This is a genomic window from Streptomyces sp. NPDC046866 (genome assembly GCF_040704625.1).
Taxonomy (GTDB): Bacteria; Actinomycetota; Actinomycetes; order Streptomycetales; family Streptomycetaceae; genus Streptomyces.
Map to the genome: position 1 here is coordinate 41,062 of NZ_JBEYXN010000001.1, position 22,675 is coordinate 63,736.

Annotated in this window: 20 protein-coding genes and 5 tRNA genes; 10 read left to right on the forward strand and 15 right to left on the reverse strand. The window is 72.3% G+C overall.

The window, feature by feature from the left end; all coding sequences use genetic code 11:
- Positions 1–5 precede the first annotated feature (5 nt).
- Positions 6–989: a helix-turn-helix transcriptional regulator gene (locus AB0953_RS00155; RefSeq protein WP_366857078.1), complete on the reverse strand. Its 984-nt coding sequence runs from the start codon at positions 987–989 to the stop codon at positions 6–8.
- A gap of 318 nt (positions 990–1,307) precedes the next feature.
- On the opposite strand from AB0953_RS00155, the gene AB0953_RS00160 reads away from it, so the two are divergent.
- Positions 1,308–1,487, forward strand: coding sequence for a hypothetical protein (locus AB0953_RS00160; RefSeq protein WP_366857079.1), 180 nt, complete (start codon positions 1,308–1,310; stop codon positions 1,485–1,487).
- A 54-nt stretch (positions 1,488–1,541) separates the two neighbouring features.
- Here the strand turns inward: AB0953_RS00160 and AB0953_RS00165 are convergent.
- The 6 genes from AB0953_RS00165 to AB0953_RS00190 all read right to left on the reverse strand — a co-directional run bounded on the left by AB0953_RS00165 (position 1,542) and on the right by AB0953_RS00190 (position 6,145).
- Positions 1,542–1,614, reverse strand: a tRNA-Lys gene (locus AB0953_RS00165).
- A gap of 158 nt (positions 1,615–1,772) precedes the next feature.
- Positions 1,773–4,022: a DEAD/DEAH box helicase gene (locus AB0953_RS00170; protein ID WP_366857080.1), complete on the reverse strand. Its 2,250-nt coding sequence runs from the start codon at positions 4,020–4,022 to the stop codon at positions 1,773–1,775.
- Positions 4,023–4,287: 265 nt separating this feature from the next.
- Positions 4,288–4,797, reverse strand: coding sequence for a hypothetical protein (locus AB0953_RS00175; RefSeq protein ID WP_366857081.1), 510 nt, complete (start codon positions 4,795–4,797; stop codon positions 4,288–4,290).
- 141 nt (positions 4,798–4,938) lie between these two features.
- Positions 4,939–5,313, reverse strand: a complete 375-nt coding sequence (locus tag AB0953_RS00180) for a CrcB family protein (RefSeq protein ID WP_366857082.1) — start codon at positions 5,311–5,313, stop codon at positions 4,939–4,941.
- Positions 5,310–5,798, reverse strand: a complete 489-nt coding sequence (locus AB0953_RS00185) for a CrcB family protein (protein WP_366857083.1) — start codon at positions 5,796–5,798, stop codon at positions 5,310–5,312. Before AB0953_RS00185 ends, AB0953_RS00180 begins: the two co-directional genes overlap by 4 nt.
- Positions 5,795–6,145, reverse strand: a complete 351-nt coding sequence (locus tag AB0953_RS00190; RefSeq protein WP_366857085.1) for a metallopeptidase family protein — start codon at positions 6,143–6,145, stop codon at positions 5,795–5,797. The genes AB0953_RS00185 and AB0953_RS00190 overlap by 4 nt, the downstream gene beginning before the upstream one ends.
- A gap of 127 nt (positions 6,146–6,272) precedes the next feature.
- Here AB0953_RS00190 and AB0953_RS00195 point away from each other — a divergent pair.
- The 3 genes from AB0953_RS00195 (at position 6,273) to AB0953_RS00205 (ending at position 6,554) form a co-directional block, all read left to right on the forward strand.
- A tRNA-Glu gene (locus tag AB0953_RS00195) sits at positions 6,273–6,345 on the forward strand.
- Positions 6,346–6,384: 39 nt separating this feature from the next.
- Positions 6,385–6,458: transfer RNA gene (locus AB0953_RS00200), tRNA-Asp, on the forward strand.
- Between the two features lie 22 nt (positions 6,459–6,480).
- Positions 6,481–6,554: transfer RNA gene (locus tag AB0953_RS00205), tRNA-Phe, on the forward strand.
- 39 nt (positions 6,555–6,593) lie between these two features.
- Here AB0953_RS00205 and AB0953_RS00210 read toward each other — a convergent pair.
- The 3 genes from AB0953_RS00210 to AB0953_RS00220 form a co-directional block, all read right to left on the reverse strand.
- The gene (locus AB0953_RS00210; protein WP_366857086.1) at positions 6,594–7,439 is read right to left on the reverse strand and encodes a cytochrome c biogenesis CcdA family protein; all 846 of its coding nucleotides are present in this window, start codon (positions 7,437–7,439) and stop codon (positions 6,594–6,596) included.
- Positions 7,436–8,221 (reverse strand): thioredoxin domain-containing protein, encoded by a 786-nt coding sequence (locus tag AB0953_RS00215; RefSeq protein WP_366857087.1) that lies wholly within the window; start codon positions 8,219–8,221, stop codon positions 7,436–7,438. Before AB0953_RS00215 ends, AB0953_RS00210 begins: the two co-directional genes overlap by 4 nt.
- 77 nt (positions 8,222–8,298) lie before the next feature.
- Positions 8,299–8,724 (reverse strand): hypothetical protein, encoded by a 426-nt coding sequence (locus tag AB0953_RS00220; protein WP_366857088.1) that lies wholly within the window; start codon positions 8,722–8,724, stop codon positions 8,299–8,301.
- Between the two features lie 111 nt (positions 8,725–8,835).
- On the opposite strand from AB0953_RS00220, the gene hrpA reads away from it, so the two are divergent.
- Both hrpA and AB0953_RS00230 read left to right on the forward strand, forming a co-directional pair.
- Complete coding sequence (gene hrpA / locus AB0953_RS00225) at positions 8,836–12,768, forward strand: ATP-dependent RNA helicase HrpA (protein ID WP_366857089.1); 3,933 nt, start codon at positions 8,836–8,838, stop codon at positions 12,766–12,768.
- Positions 12,769–12,869: 101 nt separating this feature from the next.
- Positions 12,870–12,943: transfer RNA gene (locus AB0953_RS00230), tRNA-Asp, on the forward strand.
- Between the two features lie 516 nt (positions 12,944–13,459).
- Here AB0953_RS00230 and bldC read toward each other — a convergent pair.
- Entirely contained in the window at positions 13,460–13,666 is a 207-nt protein-coding gene (gene bldC / locus AB0953_RS00235; protein WP_003949541.1) for a developmental transcriptional regulator BldC, read from the reverse strand.
- Positions 13,667–14,232: 566 nt separating this feature from the next.
- Entirely contained in the window at positions 14,233–15,087 is an 855-nt protein-coding gene (locus AB0953_RS00240) for a hypothetical protein (RefSeq protein ID WP_366857090.1), read from the reverse strand.
- A gap of 225 nt (positions 15,088–15,312) precedes the next feature.
- On the opposite strand from AB0953_RS00240, the gene AB0953_RS00245 reads away from it, so the two are divergent.
- Together AB0953_RS00245 and AB0953_RS00250 are read left to right on the forward strand one after the other, a co-directional pair.
- On the forward strand, positions 15,313–16,437 hold the full coding sequence (locus AB0953_RS00245; RefSeq protein WP_366857091.1) for an amino acid dehydrogenase: 1,125 nt from the start codon (positions 15,313–15,315) through the stop codon (positions 16,435–16,437).
- A 244-nt stretch (positions 16,438–16,681) separates the two neighbouring features.
- The gene (locus tag AB0953_RS00250; protein WP_366857092.1) at positions 16,682–17,002 is read left to right on the forward strand and encodes a DUF3073 domain-containing protein; all 321 of its coding nucleotides are present in this window, start codon (positions 16,682–16,684) and stop codon (positions 17,000–17,002) included.
- Positions 17,003–17,129: 127 nt separating this feature from the next.
- On the opposite strand, the gene purM is transcribed toward AB0953_RS00250, so the two are convergent.
- Both purM and purF read right to left on the reverse strand, forming a co-directional pair.
- Positions 17,130–18,200 (reverse strand): phosphoribosylformylglycinamidine cyclo-ligase, encoded by a 1,071-nt coding sequence (gene purM, locus AB0953_RS00255; protein WP_366857093.1) that lies wholly within the window; start codon positions 18,198–18,200, stop codon positions 17,130–17,132.
- 97 nt (positions 18,201–18,297) lie between these two features.
- Positions 18,298–19,815, reverse strand: a complete 1,518-nt coding sequence (gene purF, locus AB0953_RS00260) for an amidophosphoribosyltransferase (RefSeq protein ID WP_361910330.1) — start codon at positions 19,813–19,815, stop codon at positions 18,298–18,300.
- A gap of 160 nt (positions 19,816–19,975) precedes the next feature.
- Here purF and AB0953_RS00265 point away from each other — a divergent pair, with 160 nt between their 5' ends.
- Together AB0953_RS00265 and AB0953_RS00270 are read left to right on the forward strand one after the other, a co-directional pair.
- Positions 19,976–20,071 (forward strand): putative leader peptide, encoded by a 96-nt coding sequence (locus AB0953_RS00265; protein WP_366857094.1) that lies wholly within the window; start codon positions 19,976–19,978, stop codon positions 20,069–20,071.
- A 207-nt stretch (positions 20,072–20,278) separates the two neighbouring features.
- Positions 20,279–21,757, forward strand: coding sequence for a sulfatase-like hydrolase/transferase (locus AB0953_RS00270; RefSeq protein WP_366857095.1), 1,479 nt, complete (start codon positions 20,279–20,281; stop codon positions 21,755–21,757).
- Positions 21,758–21,784: 27 nt separating this feature from the next.
- Here AB0953_RS00270 and AB0953_RS00275 read toward each other — a convergent pair whose 3' ends face one another.
- Entirely contained in the window at positions 21,785–22,624 is an 840-nt protein-coding gene (locus AB0953_RS00275) for an META domain-containing protein (RefSeq protein WP_366857096.1), read from the reverse strand.
- Positions 22,625–22,675 lie beyond the last annotated feature (51 nt).

Consider the following 22,675-nt stretch of genomic DNA (forward strand, 5'->3'; position numbering starts at 1 on the left):
CCGGCTCAGAGCAGGCCCTCCTCCACGGCCCGCTGCCCGAGCTGGAACCGGCTCTGCGCGTCCAGCTTCTCCATCAGCTCCGAGATCAGCCGCCGCTCGCTGCGCAGGGAAATCCCCAGCCGGCGGGCGGCGGCCTCGTCGGTGTAGCCCTGGGCCAGCAGCCGCAGCAGCTCGCGCGGCTGGGAGCCGGGGTCGTCCAGGCTGCGCCGCGGCGGCTCCCCGAACGGCAGCGCCGTCTCCCACACCGAGTCGAACAGCGCGCAGAACGCGGCGACGGCCCCCGGCTCCCGCAGCAGCACCGCGCCCAGCGCACTGTCCGCCGGGTCGATCGGCAGCAGCGCGAACTCCCGGTCGGCGATGACCATCCGCATGGGCAGCGACGGCGCCGTCCGCACCTCGCCGCCCCGTTCGGTCAGCCACCGCGCGTGCTCCAGGCTGGCGGGGTCGTTGCGGATCGCGTCCTGGTAGATGGTCCGGATCTTCACACCGCGCCCGATGAGATCCTCGGTGATCGGCTCGCTGGCCCTGAACTGGGCCGCCGGCACGGGCCCGCCGGGGTGGAAGCTGATCGACTCGCGGCGCGTACGGGCGGACAGCTCGCTCAGTTTGGCCCGGACCGCCTCGACGCCGAGGAACCGCTCTGCCTCGTGCAGGGGCTGGGCGGGGTGGAGTTCGGCGTACTGCGACAGCAGCGCGCTGGCCGCGGCCTGGCTCTGGGCGAGGGCGCGGTGCCGCTGGGCGATCTCGGCCTGCTGGTGGGCCAACAGCGAGTCGAGCGCGGCCTTGGGGTTCACGGCGCGCAGCCGGCCCGAGGTCCGCCAGGACGGGTCGAGCAGCGAGAGGCGGGTCAACTCCTCCAGGTCCGCGCACACCTCGTCCTCGGGGCGCGCGAGCTCCGCCGCGACGTCGGCGACGGCGAGATCCGGCCGTCTGAGGACGAGTCGGTAGAGCGCGTCCGAGCGCTCGGTCAGCCCAAGAGAAACCAACAAAGGGAGCCCCCCAGCTCGCGGTTCGGAGCGGCAGCACGGGCGCGGACCGACAACGCTGGCGGCAGGATGCGCGGCCCTCCGAGGGCCGATCTTGCACCCTGGATTGTCCATACCGGCCACGGCCCGCACAAACGCCGTCCATCACGCGGACATGGAAGGCCGGCCCGCGGACGTCTGGCACGGTTGTGTCAGATCGCTTTGTGCCACGCGAAAAGCGGCGACAGGGACTCGCCCGGCTGGGCACGATGGCGGCACGCCGGACGCCAAATCCGGCCAACCGCCCACCGTCCGCCCCGGTTCGATAAGAGGCCCTCCGCCATGCGTCGCAAGCTCGTCACCCTCATCACCGTCACCGCCGCAGCCCTGATCGCCGTCATCGGTACGAGCGGCACCGGTCAGGCCGACGTCCTGCGCCCTGTGGCCGCGGCGGCCGTACCTCCGGTCCAGGGCGAGCCGGGCTGGTCGGTCGTCACCCCGCTGGAGCCGGGCTGGTCCTGAAAAACGCCGGAGCGCCCCGCCGGGCCGAAACCCGCCGGGGCGCTCCACAAGCCGTAGGCCATGTCGGACTCGAACCGACAACCAACGGATTAAAAGTCCGCTGCTCTGCCAATTGAGCTAATGGCCCTCACGTGCTCACCCCAGAGCATAGCCGCAGAGCACCCGCAGGCCGATCGAGTATCGACCTACCGGCCCCGACGGCGCGTCCGCGCAACGGGAAGGGCCCGTCCGACACCTCGTGTCGGACGGGCCCTTTCGCTGGGGTCAGCTCAGTGCTGCCGCAGGTCAGCCGTTGCGCTTCCAGCGCGGCTTGTCGTCGCGGCGGCCGCCGAAGGAGCCGGAGGGACGGTCGTCGCGGCGGAAGCCACCGGACGGACGGTCGTCACGGCGGAAGCCACCGGACGGACGGTCGTCACGGCGGAAGCCGCCCCGGTCGCCGCGGTCGTCGCGGTTGAAGCCGCCCGACGGACGGTCGTCACGGCGGAAGCCGCCCCGGTCACCCCGGTTGTCGTCACGACGGTCGTCGCGGCGGAAGCCACCGGACGGACGGTCGTCGCGACGGAAGCCGCCGCGGTCACCGCGGTCGTCACGGTTGAAGCCGCCCGACGGACGGTCATCCCGGCGGAAGCCGCCAGAGGGACGGTCGTCACGACGGTCGTCGCGGCGGAAGCCACCGGACGGACGGTCGTCACGGCGGAAGCCGCCCCGGTCGCCGCGGTCGTCACGGTTGAAGCCGCCCGACGGACGGTCATCGCGGCGGAAGCCGCCCCGGTCACCCCGGTTGTCGTCACGACGGTCGTCGCGGCGGAAGCCGCCCGACGGACGGTCGTCGCGGCGGAAGCCGCCCCGGTCACCGCGGTCGTCACGGCGGTTGTCGCGGCGCTCGTAGGTGCCCCGGTCGTCGCGGCGCTCGAAGCTGCGCTGCTCCTGGGCGGCGGCCTGCGCGGCCTGCTCGGCGACCGCTGCGGCGACCTCGGCCTCGGCGGCCTCGGCTACCTCGGCGACCGCGGCCTCCGGGTCCTCGCCGCGCTCGCGCGCGGAGCGGGCGACCAGGCGGTCGGCCTCCTCGCGCAGCTCGGCGGCGCGGCGCGTCATGCGCTCCAGCTGCCGGGTGAGCTCGGCGACCTCGCGCTCGGCCTGCTTGGCGGCGTTGTTCGCGGAGTCGGCCTGGACCTCGATCAGCGAGCGGGCGCCGGTGATCTCGGCGACCTCCGGGTCGAAGGCGCCGGCACCCTGGACGATGTGGCGCGAGGCCTCGACGCCCGCGTCCTCCATCAGGCGGAAGATCTGGCGGCGCTGGTGCGGCAGGGCGAGGGAGACCACGACGCCCGACTTGCCGGCGCGGGCGGTACGGCCCGAGCGGTGCAGGTAGTCCTTGTGGTCGCCGGCCGGGTCCACGTTGAGGACCAGGTCGATGCCGTCGACGTGGATGCCGCGGGCGGCGACGTCGGTGGCGACGAGCGCGTTGACGTAGCCGTCCTTGAAGTCGGCCAGGACGCGGGTACGGGCGCCCTGCGTCATGCCGCCGTGGAGCGCGTCGGCCTTCACGCCGGCCTCGACGAGCTGCTCGGCGATGCGGTCGGCGCCCAGCTGGGTGCGGACGAAGATGATGGTGCGGCCCTTGCGGGCGGCGATGGCGGCGGTGACCGGCGCCTTGTCCTTCGGCTTCACGACGAGGACGTGGTGGGTCATGGTGGTGACGTTGCCCTGGGCGCTGTCGACCTCGTGGCTGACCGGGTTCGACAGGTAGCGCTTGACCAGGGTGCCGATCTCGTTCTCCATCGTGGCGGAGAAGAGCATGCGCTGGCCGCCGGCCGGGACCTGGTCGAGCAGCTCGGTGACCTCGGGCAGGAAGCCCAGGTCGGCCATCTGGTCGGCCTCGTCCAGGACCGCGACCTCGACGTTCTCCAGGGAGCAGGCGCCGCGGTTGATGATGTCGCGCAGGCGGCCGGGGGTGGCGACGAGGATGTCGACACCGCGCTCCAGGGCGTAGATCTGGTTGCCCATGGAGGTACCGCCGCAGACGACCTTCATCTTCAGGCCGAGGACGTCGCCGTACGGCTGGAGGGCGTCCGCGACCTGCATCGCGAGCTCGCGGGTCGGGGTGAGGATGACGGCGCGCGGCTTCTTCTTCTCGGTGGAGCCGCCCGCGAGGCGCGCCAGGGTCGGCAGGCCGAAGGAGAGGGTCTTGCCGGAGCCGGTGCGTCCGCGGCCGAGGATGTCCTTGCCGGCCAGGGCGTCCGGGATGGTCGCGGCCTGGATCGGGAACGGGACGGTGACACCGTTCTGGGCGAGCTTGCGCACGACGCCCTCGGGCAGACCGAGGTCCGCGAAGGTCACCTGGGGCTCGGCGTCGGCGTCTGCCGCGTCCTCGTGCGCGTCGTCGGCGGTCACATCGGCCTCGAGGGCCTCGATGATCTCGTCCGCCTCGGCGGCCTCCATGGCCTCGGTCACCACGAGGGCCTCGACCGCCTCGACGATCCCGTCGGAGTCGTTCTCGGGCATGACGGCACGGTCAGAACTGGAAATGGACATGCGAAATGCGAAACCTTCCGGAGTCTCGGCACGCGCCCAAACTCCGTGAATCGCAAATCGACCGCCTCGATGCGGTCAGCCACGGCTAGGGAGAGTACGCGCCACACGGCGCTCTTCGGATTCGGCGCCGGGCAATGGGATCAAACGATCTATAACCATACGCACCCATCCGGGGGTCTGGCAAGTCGTTCCGCCCCGATCCGCCCTGACCTGCGGCGATACCCGGTACGCCGCGACCGGGCGCCGCGGCCTGCACGGCGCCCGGCTAGGCGCTGGCCGAGGCGCTGGGCTCCGGCTGCGGCGGCGTGGGGGCCGGCGGTGTGGGGGAGCTCACGGGCGGCTCCGGCGTCGGCGTCTGGCCGGGCGGCGTGGCCGGCCCCCCGCCCGAACCACCGGCCCCGCCCCCGCCCGAGGGCGGCTGGTGCGGCCCCTGGCCGGCCCCGCCCGCCGCCGGGCCGGCCGACGGCGAGGGAGCCCCGGGCTTCCCGGCCGGCGCACCCGGGCTCGGGGTGGCCCCGGTCGCGCCGGAGGCCTTGCCGTCCTCGGCGGCCTTGCCCTCCTGGCCCTGCGCACCGGCCTTCGCGCCGTGGCCGGAGCCGTGGCCCGCGGCGGTCCGTCCGGCCGCGGCGCCCGCCGCGCCGTCGGCGCCCTGGTGGTTCCCGGCGGTGGAGGGGCCGGGCTTGGCGGCGTCCTCGCCGACGCTCATGCAGCCCGCACTGGCAGCGACCGCGAGCGCGGTGGCGGCCAGTCGGAGGGAAGCGGACAACGGGCGCACGGGAGCACCTCCGAAGGGGCGGTCGGGCCCGCAGGGGTGAGCGGGTCAATATGCCCAACTCCCTTTGCCCCGTAAGAGACACGCTCTTGGGGACACCGGCTGTCCGCAATCCGCCCGGACGCCCGCGCGCGCCCCCGGGGCTCAGGCCAGCAGCTGCCGCGCCACCTGCGACCCGAGCACCACCGCCCCCAGCCCGGCCAGCACCGAGGCCGCCACGTTCGCGGACGCCAGGAAGCGCCGGCCCTGCTCGGCCAGGCGCAGGGTCTCGTACGAGAACGTCGAGTACGTGCTCAGCGCCCCGCACAGCCCCGTCCCCACCAGCAGGCCCAGCCGGGAGGAGACCGCACCGGCCAGCGCCGCCCCGGTCAGCGCTCCGAGCACCAGACAGGCGGCCGTGTTCACCACGAACGTCCCCCAGGGGAACACCGAGTCGTGGCGCACCTGCACCGCACGGTCCGTCAGGTACCGCAGCGGCGCCCCGACGACGGCGCCCGCCACCACCAGCAGCCAGTTCACCCGCGCCCCCGGCCCGCCGCACGGCGCACCGCGAGGCGGGTCGCCGAGGCGGCCGCCCAGACCGCGGCCAGCGCCGCGGCCACCGTGAGCCCGGCGTAGCCGAGCGCGAGCTCGGCCTCGCCCCCGTCCAACAGCCGCGCGAAGTCCGCCGCGTACGTGGAGAAGGTGGTGAACCCGCCGAGCACCCCGACCCCGGCGAACGGCCGCAGCAGCGGGTGCGGCGGCTTCCGGCCGCCCTGCCCGATCAGGACCATCAGCACCCCGATCAGCGCGCAGCCGGCCGTGTTGGTCCAGAACGTCGCCCACGGGAAGCCCGTCGGCGCGGCCGGCCACAGCAGCACCAGCCCGTACCGGGCGGAGGCCCCGAGCGCGCCGCCGGCGGCGATCGCCGCCAGCACCGGGCCCTGCGGCTCGGCGCGCTGCGCCGGCACGTGCAGGTCGACGTCCGGGTCGATGGCCTCGGCATTTTCGACCGGCCGCGTCACCCGTACCCCAGGGCGTGCAGCCGGGCGTCGTCGATCCCAAAGTGGTGCGCGATCTCGTGGACCACCGTGATCTCCGTCTCCGCGATCACGTCGTCCCGGTTGTCGCACATCCGCAGGGTGGGGTTCCGGTAGATGGTGATCCGGTCCGGCAGCACGCCGGCGTACCACTCGCCGCGGTCCGTGAGCGGGGTCCCCTCGTACAGGCCGAGCAGCTCGGGGTCGTCCGCCGGCGGCTCGTCCTCCACGAAGACCGCCACGTTGTCCATCAACCGCGTCAGCTCCGGCGGGATGCGGTCCAGGGCCTCGGCGACGAGCTCCTCGAACTCCTCGCGTGTCATCTCCAGCACGCGGTCATTGTCCCTCCGCCGGGGGCCCTCCCCGGGGGCGGGAGGAAACCGTTTTGGCGATAGCTCCCCGCATCCCATATGCTTCTCACGTCCCCGACGCGCTGGAAAGCGCCCCGGCGGGCCTTTAGCCCTCATCGTCTAGTGGCCCAGGACGCCGCCCTTTCAAGGCGGTAGCACGGGTTCGAATCCCGTTGGGGGTACGCATTACCGTGTGCAAGACTGGTTCTCGCACACTGCATGGTCCTGTGGAGCAGTTGGTTAGCTCGCCACCCTGTCAAGGTGGAGGTCGCGGGTTCAAGTCCCGTCAGGATCGCTGAGACCGGAAACGGTTTCGTGGCTGGGTAGCTCAGTTGGTACGAGCGATCGCCTGAAAAGCGATAGGTCGCCGGTTCGACCCCGGCCCCAGCCACAAAAGGAAGGCCCCGTCCCTCGGACGGGGCCTTCTGCTTTACCCCTCCTCCGCCGGCGCCGCCCCGGAGCGGGCGGCGCTGCGCCGGCGCACCAGGGCCACGGCGAGCGCGCCCACGGCGACCGAGGCCAGCAGCACCCAGTCCGGCACCGCCCCCGCGACCCCCTGCACCCGCTGCTCCACCGCGTACGAGTCGTCCACGTCCAGCAGCCCGGGAAGGGCGCTCGCCCCGTCGTACGCGAGGAACAGCGTGCCCAGGGCGATGAAGAACAACCCGGACAGCAGCGAGGTGGTGTGCAGCTCCAGTCGGCCCAGCCGGAGCGGGCGCCCGCGCAGCCAGCGCCGCCGCCCGAGGTCGAAGCGCTCCCACAGCAGGGCCAGCAGGAACAGCGGTACGGCCATCCCCAGCGCGTACGCCGCCAGCAGCAGCCCGCCGTAGACCGGGCTGGCGCTGACCGCGGCCACCGTCAGGACGCTGCCCAGGATCGGGCCGGCGCAGAACCCGGCCAGCCCGTACACCGCGCCCAGCGCGTACACCGACACGGCGGTCGTCGGCCGGATCCGGCCCGAGAGCTCCGAGATCCGCCGCGGGGCGAAGCCCAGGCCCAGGACCTGTACGACCCCGAGGGCGACGATCAGCCAGCCGCCGGCCAGGACGAGCGCGTCGCGGTGGCCGTGGAAGAACCGCCCGGCGGTCGAGGAGGCCGCGCCCAGCGGGACGAGGGTGGTGGCGAGGCCCGCGTAGAAGATCCCGGTCCGGGCCAGCAGCCGGCTGCGGGAGTCGATCGAGTACGCGAAGAAGGCCGGCAGCAGCAGTGCGCTGCACGGGCTGAGCAGGGCCAGGAGGCCGCCCAGCAGGGCGGCGAGGTAGCCGATGCCGGTCACCGCGCGGCCCCGGCGCCGGCCGCGGCCCCGGCCCTGGCCTTGGCCTGCTCGATGGCCGCGGCGAAGGCGGCCTGCGGCTGGGCCCCGGCGATCGGCCGGCCGTTCACCAGGAAGGACGGGGTGGAGCTCACCCCGATGCCGTATCCCTCCTCCTGGTCCTTGTGCAGCGCCGACGCGGCGCCCTCGCCGGCCATGTCCCGCCGGAAGCGCTCCAGGTCCGGCACCCCGGCCTCGCGGGCCAGCTCCAGCAGCCGCGCCTCGCCGAAGCCCTTCTCCTTGGCTCCCTCGGCGTAGGCGGCGGCGTGGAACGGCCGGAACCGGTCCTGCTGGCCTGCGGCCCACGCGGCCCTGGCCGCGGCCTCGGACTCCGCGCCGAAGATCGGGAAGTTGCGCCACTCGATGCGCAGGGTGCCGTCCTCGACGTACTTCGCGATCAGCCCGGGCTCGGTGTCGCGGGTGAACTTGCCGCAGTAGCCGCACCGGAAGTCGGAGTACTCGATCAGCACGACCGGGGCGTCCGCGCGGCCCACGGCCAGCTTGTCGCCGGCGTCGCGGCGGGCGAGGGCGGCGAGCCCCGCGCGGGTGTCGGAGCCGGCGGACCGGGGCTGCGCGGCGGAGGACCCCCGGTCGGCGCGGTCCGCGCGGTCGGCGGGCTTGGTGGCCTGCCAGGAGGCGAGCCCGAGGGCGACGGAGGCGGCCGCGACGGCGGCCGCGATCAGCAGCGGCTTGCGCCGGGCGGCACGGCCGGACCAGGACGGGGACGGGGACGGGGAAGAGGGCATGCGGATGCTCCAGAGCTGCGGAGTGAAGGATGGGGACGAGGAGGAAAGACGGGCGCCACAGCGGGCGACCGGCCCTCCTACACCCGCATCACCGACAGCTCCACCGGCCGGGGCGCCGGCCGGTCGGGCCCGCGTACGCAGACCAGCGCACGCGGGAGCGCGCAGGGGGCCCAGCCGCCACGGGGCGCCGTCCGGCTCCCGGCCGCGACGCCGTGCTCCGTGTGGCCGCCGGCCCGCGCCGGCACGGCCGGGTCCCGGTCGGGCGCCGCCGGCCCGGGACCGCACTGCGGCGCCCCCCGGTCGGCAGCCCGTACCACCGCGGCCGCGGGGACCGCCGCCGCACCCTCGGGGCCCGCCTGGACCGCCGCGGACGTACGGGCTCCGGCAGCCCCGACCGGGGCGGCCGCTCCCGCAGCGGACCCCGCACCCGCGGCCGCGCACAGCAGCGCCAACAGGGCGCCCGCCAGCAGGCACCACACACGGCGGCGCGGGCTGCTCGGCATGGGCGGGACCTCTCACGGAAAGGCGTCGGGGGACTCGTCCCGAAATGTTACGGGTCCGCCTGACAAATGCGTTCGCCACCCGGAGGGAGCAGGTGAGATCCTCGAGCAGGTATGTCTACTTCCTTCGCCGCCCTGCAGACGCTTCTCGGTGAGATCTCCCTCCGCGACGCGCACCGCCTCGGCCGCCGCCTCGAAGGCGCCCGCCGCATCCGCAAGCCCGAGGCCAAGCAGGCCGTGCTCGACGAGATCGCCGCGGAGGCCGAGAAGGCCGCCGCGCGGCTGGCCGCGCGTGCCTCGCGGATGCCCGAGGTCACGTATCCCGAGTCCCTGCCCGTCAGCCAGAAGAAGGACGAGATCGCCGAGGCGATACGCGACCACCAGGTCGTGATCGTCGCCGGCGAGACCGGCTCCGGCAAGACCACGCAGATCCCCAAGATCTGCATGGAGCTCGGCCGCGGCGTCCGCGGCATGATCGGGCACACCCAGCCCCGCCGGATCGCCGCGCGCACCGTCGCGGAGCGGATCGCCGAGGAGCTGAAGTCCGAGATCGGGCAGACGGTCGGCTGGAAGGTCCGCTTCACCGACCAGGTGGACCCGGACGCCACCTTCGTGAAGCTGATGACCGACGGCATCCTGCTCGCCGAGATCCAGACGGACCGCGAGCTGCGCGCGTACGACACGATCATCATCGACGAGGCGCACGAGCGGTCCCTGAACATCGACTTCCTGCTGGGCTACCTCTCCCAGCTGCTGCCGAAGCGCCCCGACCTCAAGGTCGTGATCACCTCGGCGACCATCGACCCGGAGCGCTTCTCCCGCCACTTCGGCGACGCGCCGATCGTGGAGGTCAGTGGCCGCACGTACCCGGTGGAGGTCCGCTACCGGCCGCTGCTGGAGGAGGGCGACGAAGACGCGGCGGACAGCGACCGCGACCAGATCACCGCGATCTGCGACGCCGTGGACGAGCTCCAGGCCGAGGGCCCGGGCGACATCCTGGTCTTCCTCTCCGGCGAGCGCGAGATCCGCGACACCGCCGACGCCCTCATCAAGAAGAAGCTCCGCTCCACCGAGGTGCTGCCGCTCTACGCCCGCCTCTCGCACGCCGAGCAGCACCGGGTCTTCCAGCCGCACAGCGGCCGCCGGATCGTCCTCGCGACGAACGTCGCGGAGACCTCGCTGACCGTCCCCGGCATCAAGTACGTGATCGACCCGGGCACCGCCCGCATCTCCCGCTACAGCCACCGCACCAAGGTCCAGCGCCTGCCCATCGAGCGGATCTCGCAGGCCAGCGCCAACCAGCGCAAGGGCCGCTGCGGCCGCACCAGCGACGGCATCTGCATCCGGCTGTACTCCGAGGACGACTTCGCCGGCCGCCCGGAGTTCACCGACGCGGAGATCCTGCGCACGAACCTGGCCTCCGTCATCCTCCAGATGACCGCGGCCGGCCTCGGCGAGATCGAGAAGTTCCCCTTCATCGACCCGCCGGACCACCGCAACATCCGCGACGGCGTCCAGCTCCTGCAGGAGCTCGGCGCGCTGGACCCCAAGGAGAAGGACGCCCGCAAGCGGCTGACCCCGATGGGCCGCCAGCTCTCGCAGCTCCCGGTGGACCCGCGGCTGGCCCGCATGGTCATCGAGGCGGACAAGAACAACTGCGTCCGCGAGGTCATGGTCATCGCGGCGGCCCTGTCGATCCAGGACCCGCGCGAGCGGCCCTCGGACAAGCAGACCCAGGCCGACCAGCACCACGCCCGCTTCAAGGACGAGACCAGCGACTTCCTGTCGTACCTGAACCTGTGGCGCTACGTGCGCGAGCAGCAGAAGGAGCGCGGCTCGTCCTCGTTCCGCCGGATGTGCAAGCAGGAGTACCTGAACTTCCTGCGGATCCGGGAGTGGCAGGACATCTACTCGCAGCTGCGCACGGTCGCCCGCGGCATGGGCATCCACGTGAACGAGACGGACGCGCCCGAGCAGCACGTGCACGTGTCGCTGCTGGCGGGCCTGCTGTCGCACATCGGCCTGAAGGACACCGACAAGAACGAGTACCTCGGCGCCCGCGGCGCGAAGTTCGCTGTCTTCCCGGGCTCGGCGCTGTTCAAGAAGCAGCCGAAGTTCGTGATGTCGGCGGAGCTGGTGGAGACCTCGCGGCTGTGGGCCCGGGTCAACGCCAAGGTGGAGCCCGAGTGGGTCGAGCCGCTGGCACAGCACCTGATCAAGCGCACGTACAGCGAGCCGCACTGGGAGAAGGACCAGGCGGCCGTGATGGCGTACGAGAGGGTCACGCTGTACGGCGTGCCGATCGTCGCCCAGCGGAAGGTGAACTACGGGCGGATCGACCCCGAGGTCTCGCGCGAGCTGTTCATCCGCAACGCGCTCGTCGAGGGGGACTGGCGCACCCACCACAAGTTCTACGCGGACAACCGCAAGCTCCTCACCGAGGTGGAGGAGCTGGAGAACCGGGCCCGGCGCCGCGACATCGTCGTCGACGACGAGACCCTGTTCGACTTCTACGACCAGCGGATCCCCGAGCACGTGGTGTCCGGGGCGCACTTCGACTCCTGGTGGAAGCACAAGCGGCGCGAGGAGCCCGAGCTCCTCGACTTCGAGCGCGAGATGCTGCTGACCGAGAAGGCGGCCGGGGTCACCAAGGCGGACTACCCCGACTCCTGGCGGCAGGGGCAGCTGAAGTTCCGGGTGACGTACCAGTTCGAGCCGGGCGCGGACGCGGACGGCGTGACGGTCCACATCCCGCTGCAGGTGCTGAACCAGGTCACCGGCGAGGGCTTCGACTGGCAGATCCCGGGCCTGCGCGAGGAGGTCGTCACGGAGCTGATCCGCTCGCTGCCGAAGCCGATCCGCCGGCACTACGTGCCCGCGCCCAACTACGCGGCGCGCTTCCTGGACACGGCCGTGCCGCTGCAGGAGCCGCTGACGGTCACCCTGGCGCGGGAGCTGCACCGGATGGTCGGGGTGCCGGTGACGGCCGACGACTTCGACACGGCCCGCATCCCGGAGCACCTGAAGATCACCTTCCGGATCGTCGACGAGCGGCGCCGCAAGATCGCCGAGGACAAGGACCTGGAGGCCCTGCGCCTCAAGCTCAAGCCCAAGGCCCGCCAGGCGCTGTCCAAGGCGGCCGCGGCCACCGCCGAGCGGGCGGGCGGCGCGTCGGTGGAGCGCTCCGGGCTCACGGACTGGACCATCGGCACGCTGGAGAAGGTGTTCGAGACCCGGCGCGCGGGCCAGCCCGTGAAGGCGTACCCGGCGCTGGTCGACGAGGGCGCGAGCGTGGCCGTACGGCTCTTCGACACCGAGGCCGAGCAGCAGCAGGCGATGTGGCTGGGAACCCGCAGGCTGATCCTCCTCAACATCCCGGTCAACGCGGCGAAGTTCGCCTCCGACCGGCTGACCAACCAGCAGAAGCTGGCCCTGTCGCGCAGTCCGCACGGCTCCGTCCAGGAGCTGTTCGACGACTGCGCGACGGCCGCGACCGACAGGCTGATCGCGGACCACGGCGGTCCGGCCTGGGACGAGGCGGGCTTCCGGAAGCTGTACGAGGCCGTGCGCGCCGACCTGGTGGACACGACCGTGCGCACCGTCGGCCAGGTGCAGCAGGTACTGGCCGCCTGGCAGGCCTGTGAGCGGCGCCTGAAGGCCACCCAGAGCCTCGCCCTGGTGGCGAACCTCCAGGACGTCAGGGAGCAGCTGGCGGCCCTCATGCCGCCCGGTTTCGTGACGCGGACGGGGCTGCGCCGGCTGCCGGACCTGATGCGCTACCTGGTGGCGGCGGACCGGCGGCTCCAGCAGATGCCGACGGCCGTCCAGCGCGACACCACGCGCATGGAGAAGGTCCACGAGATGCAGGACGAGTACGCGTGGCTGCTGGAGCAGCTGCCGAAGGGCCGGCCGGTCCCGGAGGCGGTCACCGAGATCCGCTGGATGATCGAGGAGCTCCGGGTCAGCTACTTCGCGCACGCGCTCGGCACGGCCTACCCGATCTCCGACAAGCGGATCGTGAAGGCGGTGGACGCGGCGGCGCCGTGACCCCGGCCGTCCGGCCGCGTCCGGCGGCGTCCGGTTCGACCGCACCCCCGGAACTGCTGTACAGTCTGATGCGCAGCCACGCGAAATCGGCTGCGCATCGAGGTCCTGTGGAGCAGTTGGTTAGCTCGCCACCCTGTCAAGGTGGAGGTCGCGGGTTCAAGTCCCGTCAGGATCGCAATCGCAGCAGGGCCCGCATCCGCAGGATGCGGGCCCTGCTGCATGTGCGGCCCCGGTGCGGGGCAAGCGGGTTCGAGGGGGCTTCCGAGGGGCTCTCGAGGGGGCTTGCGGGCCGCACCGGCGGCGGACCGGTCGCATCCGCAAAAAATCCCCCGTCGGTATGAAGCGCGGTGCGCCGCCATTCCCCTACGAGTGGAGGCGGCGCTGCACAAGAGTGACAAGATGTGACCGGAGTCACCACGCGAGTTTTTGGGATGCGCACATTTATCGCACCCCTACGTGCGCTCGATTTAATATGTGCAATGGCACCCCATCCGGCCATGCATCACCGCCGGCACGATCGGCCCCGACCCGGGCACAAAAAGATCGCGCTGGACCCGGCGGAGTCCAGCGCGATCGAACGGCCGGGAACCTGTTGGGGCAGGTCCGGCCGCATGAACCAGTGGGGTTCATCGGATTGGGGGATCCGATGCAGTCCCGGTCAAGCAATAAAACAGGGGTGCTGTGCGCGACCTCAGGCCTCGCTGCGCTGCTGCGGAATTCCCGCGAGCAGGGCGCGAACCTCGGCCTCGCGGTAACGGCGGTGCCCACCCAGGGTGCGGATGGACGTGAGCTTGCCGGCCTTGGCCCAGCGGGTCACCGTCTTCGGGTCCACGCGGAACATCGTGGCAACCTCAGCCGGGGTCAGCAGCGGCTCGGCATCAGGGGTGCGAGCGGTCATGAGCGGCCTCCTCGGGAGAACCGAACCATCTCGGTTCTTTCCTCTAAATTCTGCACCTTGGCCCGCGTTGCCCGAAATGGACATACGCGGGCCGAGTCGGTTATAGGACGAACGGCTTGTCCTCGGCACTACAACTACACCATCCGTCCAGCCTTGACGGCCAAACCGACGGAATTGCCCTCCGAGGTGTTCATCAGCGGCGGAAGCCGATGGACCGCCCTATAACGGACAGTCACCCCACTGTGACGATCAGTCACAGAGCGATCAGGAGTCCTCAGACCCCCCGTAGCGTGCAATGCCGAGCATTCCGCCCTTAGTTGGGCGGAAGGAACCCTCCCCGGACTCCTTGTCCTATTTTGGCACGAGGGTAGGGGAACGGCGCAAGGGTGTGTTTAGTGCAGTCCGTCACGCTTGGGCCAATGGCCCGTATCGGGACGTAGGTCCCGGCCCAAGGACTCGGCACGACACCGAACGGCTGTTTTTACCCGATCGGCCGATGGGTGCGATAGATCCGGCATGAGATCGACACACCTTTTCCGCATCCCGCACCCGCATCACCCGCCTCTTCAGTTCGCGAACAGCCGCTCCCGCACCTCCCGCCAGCGCTCCGACAGCTCCTCGTACGCCTCGGCCGCCGCGACCTCGTCCCCGGAGCGCAGCGCCGCGAGGCCGACCGCCACGTCCCGGGCCGAGCGGTCGGCGGCCAGCCGGTCCCCCGACAGCGCGTGCACCAGCCCGCCGTAGTCCAGCTCGACCATGGACCGCGGGTGGAACTCCTCCAGCCAGCTGCCGACCTCCACCAGGGCGTCCGCGAACCCCTCGTACCCCTCCGCCTCCCGCAGCGTCCGCAGGCCGCGTGCCAGCCGCCGCCGGGCCTGCACCATCGGGGTCCGGTAGCGCAGCCGCTCGCCGGGCACGTACTCCCGCTCCTCGTCGGCCACCAGCACGAACCAGCGCAGCGGCACCTGCCACACCGCGGTGCGGATCCACGGCCGCGCGTCCGGGTTCCGCTCGCGCCAGCGCTCGTACTCCTCGGCCGCCCGCTGCCTGGCCGGCGGCGGGAGCGCCGCGTCCAGCACCGGCTGCGGGAACTCCTCGACGAGCTCCTTGAGCGCCAGCCAGCCGCGCAGCCGGGTCCGCCAGGGGCAGACCAGGAGCACCCCGTCCACGCGGGCGGTGAACGCGTCCGCGCTCTCGTGGACCGGAACCCCGACCACCGGGACCCGCACCAAGTCCGCCAGCGAGCGACGCAGTTCGTCCTGGGCCGTCGGCACCGCCGCCCGCCGGGCGTACGAGGCCCAGTGCGTGCGCTCCGGCTCCGCGAAGGCCGCCAGGGGCTCGTAGACGCGCAGGTAGGAGGCGTACGGGACGGTCGGCGCCGAGCGCGCGGACGGCAGCTCGGTCTCGGAGGATTCGCTCACGCTCTTCGTACTCCCCCGCGCCGCCCGGGCCTACTCCGCCCCGTGCCCGCCCGCGTACGCCCGCCCGCGGCCCCCGCCCGCTTGCGCTCCGGGCGGCGGGGTAGGTACTCCGCGAGTGTTCCGATCTTTGGACAGGTCGAGTGCGCGGGGCCGTCAGGTCTTACTCTGCTCCCAGCACGCCCTCCCCCACCCGCAGGGCGGGCGTCTTTCCGCCGCATCTCTTCCATGGGAGTCACCACCGTGACCGAAATGACCGACGGCGTCCTGCACACCCTGTTCCGCACGGAACAGGGCGGCCACGAGCAAGTCGTGCTGTGCCAGGACCGAGCCACGGGCCTGAAGGCCGTCATCGCCATCCACTCCACCGCCCTGGGCCCCGCCCTCGGCGGCACGCGCTTCCACGCGTACGCCTCCGACGAGGAGGCCGTCCTCGACGCGCTGAACCTCTCGCGCGGCATGTCCTACAAGAACGCCATGGCCGGCCTCGGCCTGGGCGGCGGCAAGGCCGTCATCATCGGTGACCCGGAGGTCGTCAAGACCGAGGAACTGCTGCTGGCCTACGGCCGGTTCGTCGAGTCCCTCGGCGGCCGCTACGTGACGGCCTGCGACGTCGGCACGTACGTGGCGGACATGGACGTCGTCGCCCGCGAGACCCGGTGGGCCACCGGCCGCTCCCCCGAGAACGGCGGCGCCGGCGACTCCTCCGTGCTCACCGCCTTCGGCGTCTTCCAGGGCATGCGGGCCTCCGCCCAGCACCTGTGGGGCGACCCGACCCTGCGCGGCCGCAAGGTCGGCGTGGCGGGCGTCGGCAAGGTCGGCCACTACCTGGTCGAGCACCTCCTGGAGGACGGCGCCGAGGTCCTCATCACGGACGTCCGCGAGGAGTCCGTGCGCCGCATCCTCGACAAGCACCCGCAGGTCACCGCCGTCGCCGACACGGACGCGCTGATCCGCGCGGAGTCCGTCGGCGGGCTCGACATCTACGCCCCCTGCGCGCTCGGCGGCGCCCTGAACGACGACACCGTCCCCGCCCTCACCGCGCAGATCGTCTGCGGTGCGGCGAACAACCAGCTCGCGCACCCGGGCATCGAGAAGGACCTCGCGGACCGCGGCATCCTGTACGCGCCCGACTACGTGGTCAACGCGGGCGGCGTCATCCAGGTCGCCGACGAGCTGCACGGCTTCGACTTCGACCGGTGCAAGGCCAAGGCCACGAAGATCTTCGACACCACGCTCGAAATCTTTGCGCGCGCGAAGGCCGATGGCATTCCGCCGGCCGCGGCGGCCGACCGGATCGCGGAGCAGCGGATGGCCGACGGCCGCGCCGCGAAGGCGGCGCAGGCCTCCTGACGGCCCTGCGGCCCCCTGCCGTGTGCGCCCGCCGGGGTGCGGCGAGACGGAACTCACTGCACTTCGGCGGGTCGCCCGCCAGGAAAGAGTTAAAATCGCAGCTGACCAGCGAGGACGGGGCGCCTCGATGGTCCTGCGCCGAGGCGCGTCATGCGGGCGGCGTACCGTATGGCCCCGGAAGCAGGTACCGTTAAACCCCTACGGACGGTCTCTCCGCGGAGAGTCCGCTCCGAACCATGAACGCGTGTCAGACTCTGGGGCCGTCGAGCCCCGTCACCGAGGGGGTCGAGCCATGGGGCGCGGCCGGGCCAAGGCCAAGCAGACAAAGGTCGCCCGCCAGCTGAAGTACAACAGCGGCGGGACTGACCTTACGCGTCTGGCCAACGAGCTGGGCGCATCGCCGACGGCGCCGCTGCTGCCTGTCAGCGAGCCGGTCGACGTCGATGACGAGCTGGACGAGGACGACGACCCGTACGCCAAGTACGCGGATCTGTACAACAGCGATGACGACGAGGACGAGGACGACGAGTCCGGCCCGTCGACTCAGCAGCGCCGCGGCGCTTGACTGACGCTGTCCCGTCCGCAGCACGCAGGTGGCACGGCGTGACCACCATCGGCTGAGCACGGAGCAACACGGCAGACACACGAAACCCGGTCCAGGGCCACGCCCCGGACCGGGTTTCCGTGCTGTCTCAGCTCGCGTACGCGCCGGTCAGGGCCGCACCCTCGGCGTGCTCGCCGCGCTCGGTGATCTCGCCGGCCACCCAGGCGTCGACGCCCCGGTCCGCCAGGGCGGTGAGGGCCACCTCCACCGACTCCTGCGGGACGACGGCCATCATGCCGACGCCCATGTTCAGGGTCTTCTCCAGCTCCAGCTGCTCCACCCGGCCGGCCTTGCCGACGAGGTCGAAGACCGCGCCCGGCGTCCAGGTCGAACGGTCGACCGCGGCGTGCAGGTGGTCCGGGATGACCCGGGCCAGGTTCGCCGCGAGGCCGCCGCCGGTGATGTGCGAGTAGGCGTGGACCTCGGCCGTCCGGGTGAGCGCCATGCAGTCCAGGGAGTAGATCTTGGTGGGTTCGAGCAGCTCCTCGCCGAGGGTCCGGCCGAGCTCCTCCACGTGCTGGTCGAGGGACATCCCGGCCCGGTCGAAGAGCACGTGGCGAACCAGCGAGTACCCGTTCGAGTGAAGGCCGGAGGACGCCATCGCGATGACCGCGTCCCCCGTACGGATGCGATCCGCGCCGAGCAGGCGGTCGTACTCGACGACACCGGTGCCGGCGCCCGCCACGTCGAAGTCGTCCGGGCCCAGCAGGCCCGGGTGCTCGGCGGTCTCGCCGCCGACCAGGGCGCAGCCGGCCAGGACGCAGCCTTCGGCGATGCCCTTGACGATGGCCGCGACGCGCTCCGGGTGGACCTTGCCCACGCAGATGTAGTCGGTCATGAAGAGCGGCTCGGCACCGCAGACCACGATGTCGTCCATGACCATGGCGACCAGGTCGTGGCCGATGGTGTCGTAGACGCCCATCTGGCGGGCGATGTCGACCTTGGTGCCGACCCCGTCGGTGGCGGAGGCCAGCAGCGGGCGCTCGTAGCGCTTGAGGGCGGAGGCGTCGAAGAGGCCGGCGAAGCCGCCGAGGCCGCCGAGGACCTCGGGGCGCTGCGTCTTCTTCACCCACTCCTTCATCAGCTCGACGGCGCGGTCGCCCGCTTCGATGTCGACGCCGGCGGCTGCGTAGCTGGCACCGGTGGTCTTCTCTGTCATGACAGGCGAGAGCTTTCGTGTCGTTGCTGCGTGTGGTGCCGGGCCCTGGGAGAAGCCTCAAAGACAGGGCCCGGCGCAGGTGGAGCGGGGTGCGGCGCTACGGGCGGCGCAGCGCGTCGGCGGCGTCGGCGCCGCCGGCCAGCTCGGTCTCCAGGAGCTGCTTGCCCAGCAGCTGCGGGTCGGGCAGCTCCATGGGGTACTCGCCGTCGAAGCACGCGCGGCAGAGGTTCGGCTTCTGGATGGTCGTCGCCTCGATCATCGAGTCGAGCGAGATGTACGCGAGGGAGTCCGCGCCCAGCGAGGTGCCGATCTCCTCGACGCTCATGCCGTTGGCGATCAGCTCGGCCCGGGTGGCGAAGTCGATGCCGAAGAAGCACGGCCACTTCACCGGCGGCGAGGAGATCCGGATGTGGACCTCGGCCGCACCGGCCTCGCGGAGCATGCGGACCAGCGCGCGCTGGGTGTTGCCGCGGACGATCGAGTCGTCGACGACCACCAGGCGCTTGCCCCGGATGACTTCCTTGAGGGGGTTGAGCTTGAGGCGGATGCCCAGCTGGCGGATGGTCTGCGAGGGCTGGATGAAGGTCCGGCCGACGTAGGCGTTCTTGACCAGGCCGGAGCCGTACGGGATCCCGCTGGCCTCGGCGTAGCCGACGGCGGCGGGCGTGCCCGATTCCGGCGTGGCTATGACCAGGTCGGCGTCGACCGGGGCTTCCTTGGCCAGACGGCGGCCCATCTCGACACGCGAGAGGTAGACGTTCCGGCCGGCGATGTCGGTGTCCGGGCGCGCCAGGTAGACGTACTCGAAGACACAGCCCTTGGGCTTCGCTTCTGCGAAGCGGGAGGTGCGCAGGCCGTTCTCGTCGATCGCGATGAGCTCGCCCGGCTCCACCTCACGGACGAAGCTGGCGCCCACGATGTCGAGGGCGGCGGTCTCGCTCGCGACCACCCAGCCGCGCTCCAGGCGGCCGAGGACCAGCGGGCGGATGCCCTGCGGGTCACGGGCGGTGTAGAGGGTTCCCTCGTCCATGAAGACGAGGGAGAAGGCGCCCTTGACCTGCGGGAGGACCTTGGCGGCCGACTCCTCGATCGTCAGGGGCTTGCCGTCGTCGTCCGTCTGGCCGGCCAGCAGGGCGGTGACCAGGTCGGTGTCGTTGGTGGCCGCCACCTGGGTGGCGCGGCCGTCCTGACGGGGGAGGTCAGCGACCATCTCGGCAAGCTCGGCGGTGTTCACCAGGTTGCCGTTGTGGCCCAGGGCGATGGAGCCGTGGGCGGTCGCGCGGAAGGTGGGCTGAGCGTTCTCCCAGACGGAGGCTCCGGTGGTCGAGTAGCGGGCGTGACCGACCGCGATATGACCCTGGAGCGAGCCGAGAGAGGTTTCGTCGAAGACCTGGGAAACGAGGCCCATGTCCTTGAAGACGAGGATCTGGGAACCGTTGCTCACAGCGATACCCGCGGACTCCTGTCCACGGTGCTGCAGCGCATACAGTCCGAAGTAGGTGAGCTTGGCGACCTCTTCACCCGGAGCCCAGACACCGAAGACGCCGCAAGCGTCCTGGGGGCCCTTTTCGCCGGGGAGCAGGTCGTGGTTGAGTCGTCCATCACCACGAGGCACGCCACCGAGTGTAGGCGAGATCGACCACTGGTCCGAATTGGGGACTGCCGGGAAAAGTCACAGTGCGGACAGTCGGGTAACACCTGCGGAGGGTGACCGTCTCGATATCCGGAATGCGCAGGTTGACAGCCTGCGGGCACGCCGGACAGGCTTCCGCCCCATGCAGCCCATCGGTGACCGAGCCGTCACCCTCGTCGAGCGCCGGCACGTGGACCTGGTCCGTGTCGCGAGCGCCATCTGTCGCTGCCCCGCGTAGTCCCACGCGTTCCCCGCTTTCCTTTCGGGGATTTTTTCCTGCTCTTCGCCGGTTCTTTGCCCTTCTGCCGGTTCTTCCCCTTCTTCCTTTCCTGCTGCTGCCCGCCCGGGCCGCCGCTGGCTTGCCGTGCCGCGCGCCGTCCCGCGCCGCCCGCCGGCCGGCCGGCGTCCCCCGTGGCGGGCCGGCGGGCCGTGCCCTGGAGTACCCGTGACCTCGTACGAAGCCCAGCAAGCCCAGCAAGCGCAGCCCCGGCTGTCCCGGCTGTCCCGGCGCGCCTTCGGCGGTGCCGTCGGCGCGGGCGCCGCCGCCGCGGCCGTCGGCGCGGCAGCCGCCGCGGGCCCGGCCCAGGCGGCCCCGCAGCCGGCGCCCGCCGACCCGGGAGCGGCTCCCGCCGAGCGGGAGTTCCGCGCCGCCCGCGGCCGCCAGTCCCGGCGGCCCAACATCCTGTTCATCCTGGGCGACGACCTCGGCTGGGCGGACCTGTCCTCGTACGGCTCGCCGCACATCAGGACGCCGAACCTGGACCGCCTCGCCCGCCAGGGCGTCCGGTTCACGGACGCCTACTCCGGCTCGGCGACCTGCTCGCCGACCCGGTTCAGCCTGTACACCGGCCGCTACCCGGGCCGCACCAAGGGCGGGCTCGCCGAGCCGATCGCCGACCGGTCCGCCGGGCTGGAGCCCACGCACCCGACGCTGGCCTCGCTGCTGCGCGACTCCGGCTACGCCACCGCGCTGATCGGCAAGTGGCACTGCGGCTACCTGCCGGACTACAGCCCGACCCGGTCCGGCTGGGACGAGTTCTTCGGCAACTTCGGCGGGGCCCTGGAGTACTACTCCAAGCTGGGCCTGGGCGGCGAGTACGACCTCTACGAGGGCGACGCCGCCTACAAGGACCTGCGCTACTACACCCGGATCCTGACCGAGCGGGCCTCCGAGTACGTCGCCCGCGACCACGGCGGCAGGCCGTGGCTGCTGAACCTCAACTTCACCACCCCGCACTGGCCGTGGATCGCCGACGGCGACACCGCGGCGAGCGCCGAGGTCGAGCGCCGGATCAAGGCCGGTGACGCGCGGGCCCTGTGGCACCAGGACGGCGGCTCCGTCGAGAAGTACCGGCAGATGGTCGAGGACCTCGACCGCTCGGTCGGCGCGGTGCTGGACGCCCTGCGCCGCTCCGGCCGGGAGCAGGACACGCTGGTGTTCTTCTCCAGCGACAACGGCGGCGAGCGGTTCTCGTACAACTGGCCGCTGTCGGGGAACAAGGCCTCCCTGCAGGAGGGCGGCATCCGGGTGCCGAACATCGTGCGCTGGCCGGCCCGGATCGACGGCGGGCAGGTCAGCCGGCTCCCGGTGTTCACCCCGGACTGGACGGCGACGCTGCTGGAGCTGGCCGGGGCCCGGCCGCACCCGGCGTACCCGCTGGACGGGGTCAGCCTGGCCGGGTACCTGCTGCGCGGCGAGCAGCCGGCCGAGCGGGACCTGTTCTGGCGGGTGCGCGGGGAGCGGGCCCTGCGGCGCGGGAACTGGAAGTACTACCGCGGGAAGGCGGGCCGGGACCAGCTGTTCGACCTGGCCGCCGACACCCGCGAGCAGGCCGACCGGGCCGCACTGGAGCCGGCCCGGCTGGCCGAGCTGCGCCGGGCCTGGGAGGCGGTGGACGCCGGCCTGCTGCCGTACCCCTCCTGACCCCCGGCCCCGGGGGCGGGCGGGCCGTCATTCGGCGGCGGAGGCCGCCTCGGCGGTCAGGCCGTGCCCGTCGGCCGCGCTCAGGGTGAGGGTCCGGGCCTGGATCCGCCAGGTGAGCGGGCCGCTGCCGAACAGCTCGGTCAGCGTGCGCTCCAGGTCGCCCGCCGGTCCGGTGCAGGCCATCCGGGTCGTCACCAGCGGCCCGAAGGTGAGCGAGGGGCCTTCGACGGTCACCGGGGCGCTGAACCGGTTGCAGCCGAGGGTGCCGCTCGCGGTGGAGTCGGAGCCCAGGGTGAACACGGCCTTGCCCTCGGTCCCGGCCGGGACCGGGGCGACGGTGCCGCCGCCGGCCAGCCCGCTGACCGTCCATGCGGTGGCGGTCAGGGGGGCGTCCGGCGTCGGCGGCTGCGCGACGAGGTCGAGGGTGCTGCCGTCGGCGGCCTTCAGCACGAGGTGGTCGGCGGAGGGGCGGCGGACCTCCAGGCGGCCGCGGAAGAGCTTGGCGAAGGCGGTCTCGAACGGCAGGCCCTCGCAGGCCATCGCCGTGGTGTCGCCCGGGGTCACGGTGATGGCCGACCGCTCCGGGCCCGTCCCGTACGCCACGGCCGCGCGGAAGCCGTTGCAGCCGTAGTTCCCGGAGGCCTGCGCCCGGCGCGGGTCCGTGCCGGGCTCGACGGCCAGGCGGGCGGCCGGCGGTGCGGTCAGGGTCCTGCCGTTTGCGGTCAGGCTGCGGACGGCCCAGGAGCCCTCGACGGCGGGGCCCGGAAGGGTGCCGGCGGGACCGGAGCCCTCGGCGCAGGCGGTGGTGGCGGCGGAGAGGGCCAGGACGGCGGCCAGGGCTGCGGGGAGGTGCCGGAGGGTTGGCATGCCTCTGGGACGGACGGCGGGGCGCGGCGGTTCCCGCGGGCTCACCCGTGC

Bases quoted from the DNA above. Each gene is read 5' to 3' on its own strand.
- AB0953_RS00160 (WP_366857079.1), top strand. From the start codon at position 1,308: ATGCGTCGCAAGCTCGTCACCCTCATCACCGTCACCGCCGCAGCCCTG.
- AB0953_RS00170 (WP_366857080.1), bottom strand. From the start codon at position 4,022: ATGTCCATTTCCAGTTCTGACCGTGCCGTCATGCCCGAGAACGACTCC.
- AB0953_RS00215 (WP_366857087.1), bottom strand. From the start codon at position 8,221: ATGCCCTCTTCCCCGTCCCCGTCCCCGTCCTGGTCCGGCCGTGCCGCC.
- AB0953_RS00220 (WP_366857088.1), bottom strand. From the start codon at position 8,724: ATGCCGAGCAGCCCGCGCCGCCGTGTGTGGTGCCTGCTGGCGGGCGCC.
- hrpA (WP_366857089.1), top strand. From the start codon at position 8,836: ATGTCTACTTCCTTCGCCGCCCTGCAGACGCTTCTCGGTGAGATCTCC.
- bldC (WP_003949541.1), bottom strand. From the start codon at position 13,666: ATGACCGCTCGCACCCCTGATGCCGAGCCGCTGCTGACCCCGGCTGAG.
- AB0953_RS00245 (WP_366857091.1), top strand. From the start codon at position 15,313: ATGGGAGTCACCACCGTGACCGAAATGACCGACGGCGTCCTGCACACC.
- purM (WP_366857093.1), bottom strand. From the start codon at position 18,200: ATGACAGAGAAGACCACCGGTGCCAGCTACGCAGCCGCCGGCGTCGAC.
- AB0953_RS00265 (WP_366857094.1), top strand. From the start codon at position 19,976: ATGCAGCCCATCGGTGACCGAGCCGTCACCCTCGTCGAGCGCCGGCAC.
- AB0953_RS00275 (WP_366857096.1), bottom strand. From the start codon at position 22,624: ATGCCAACCCTCCGGCACCTCCCCGCAGCCCTGGCCGCCGTCCTGGCC.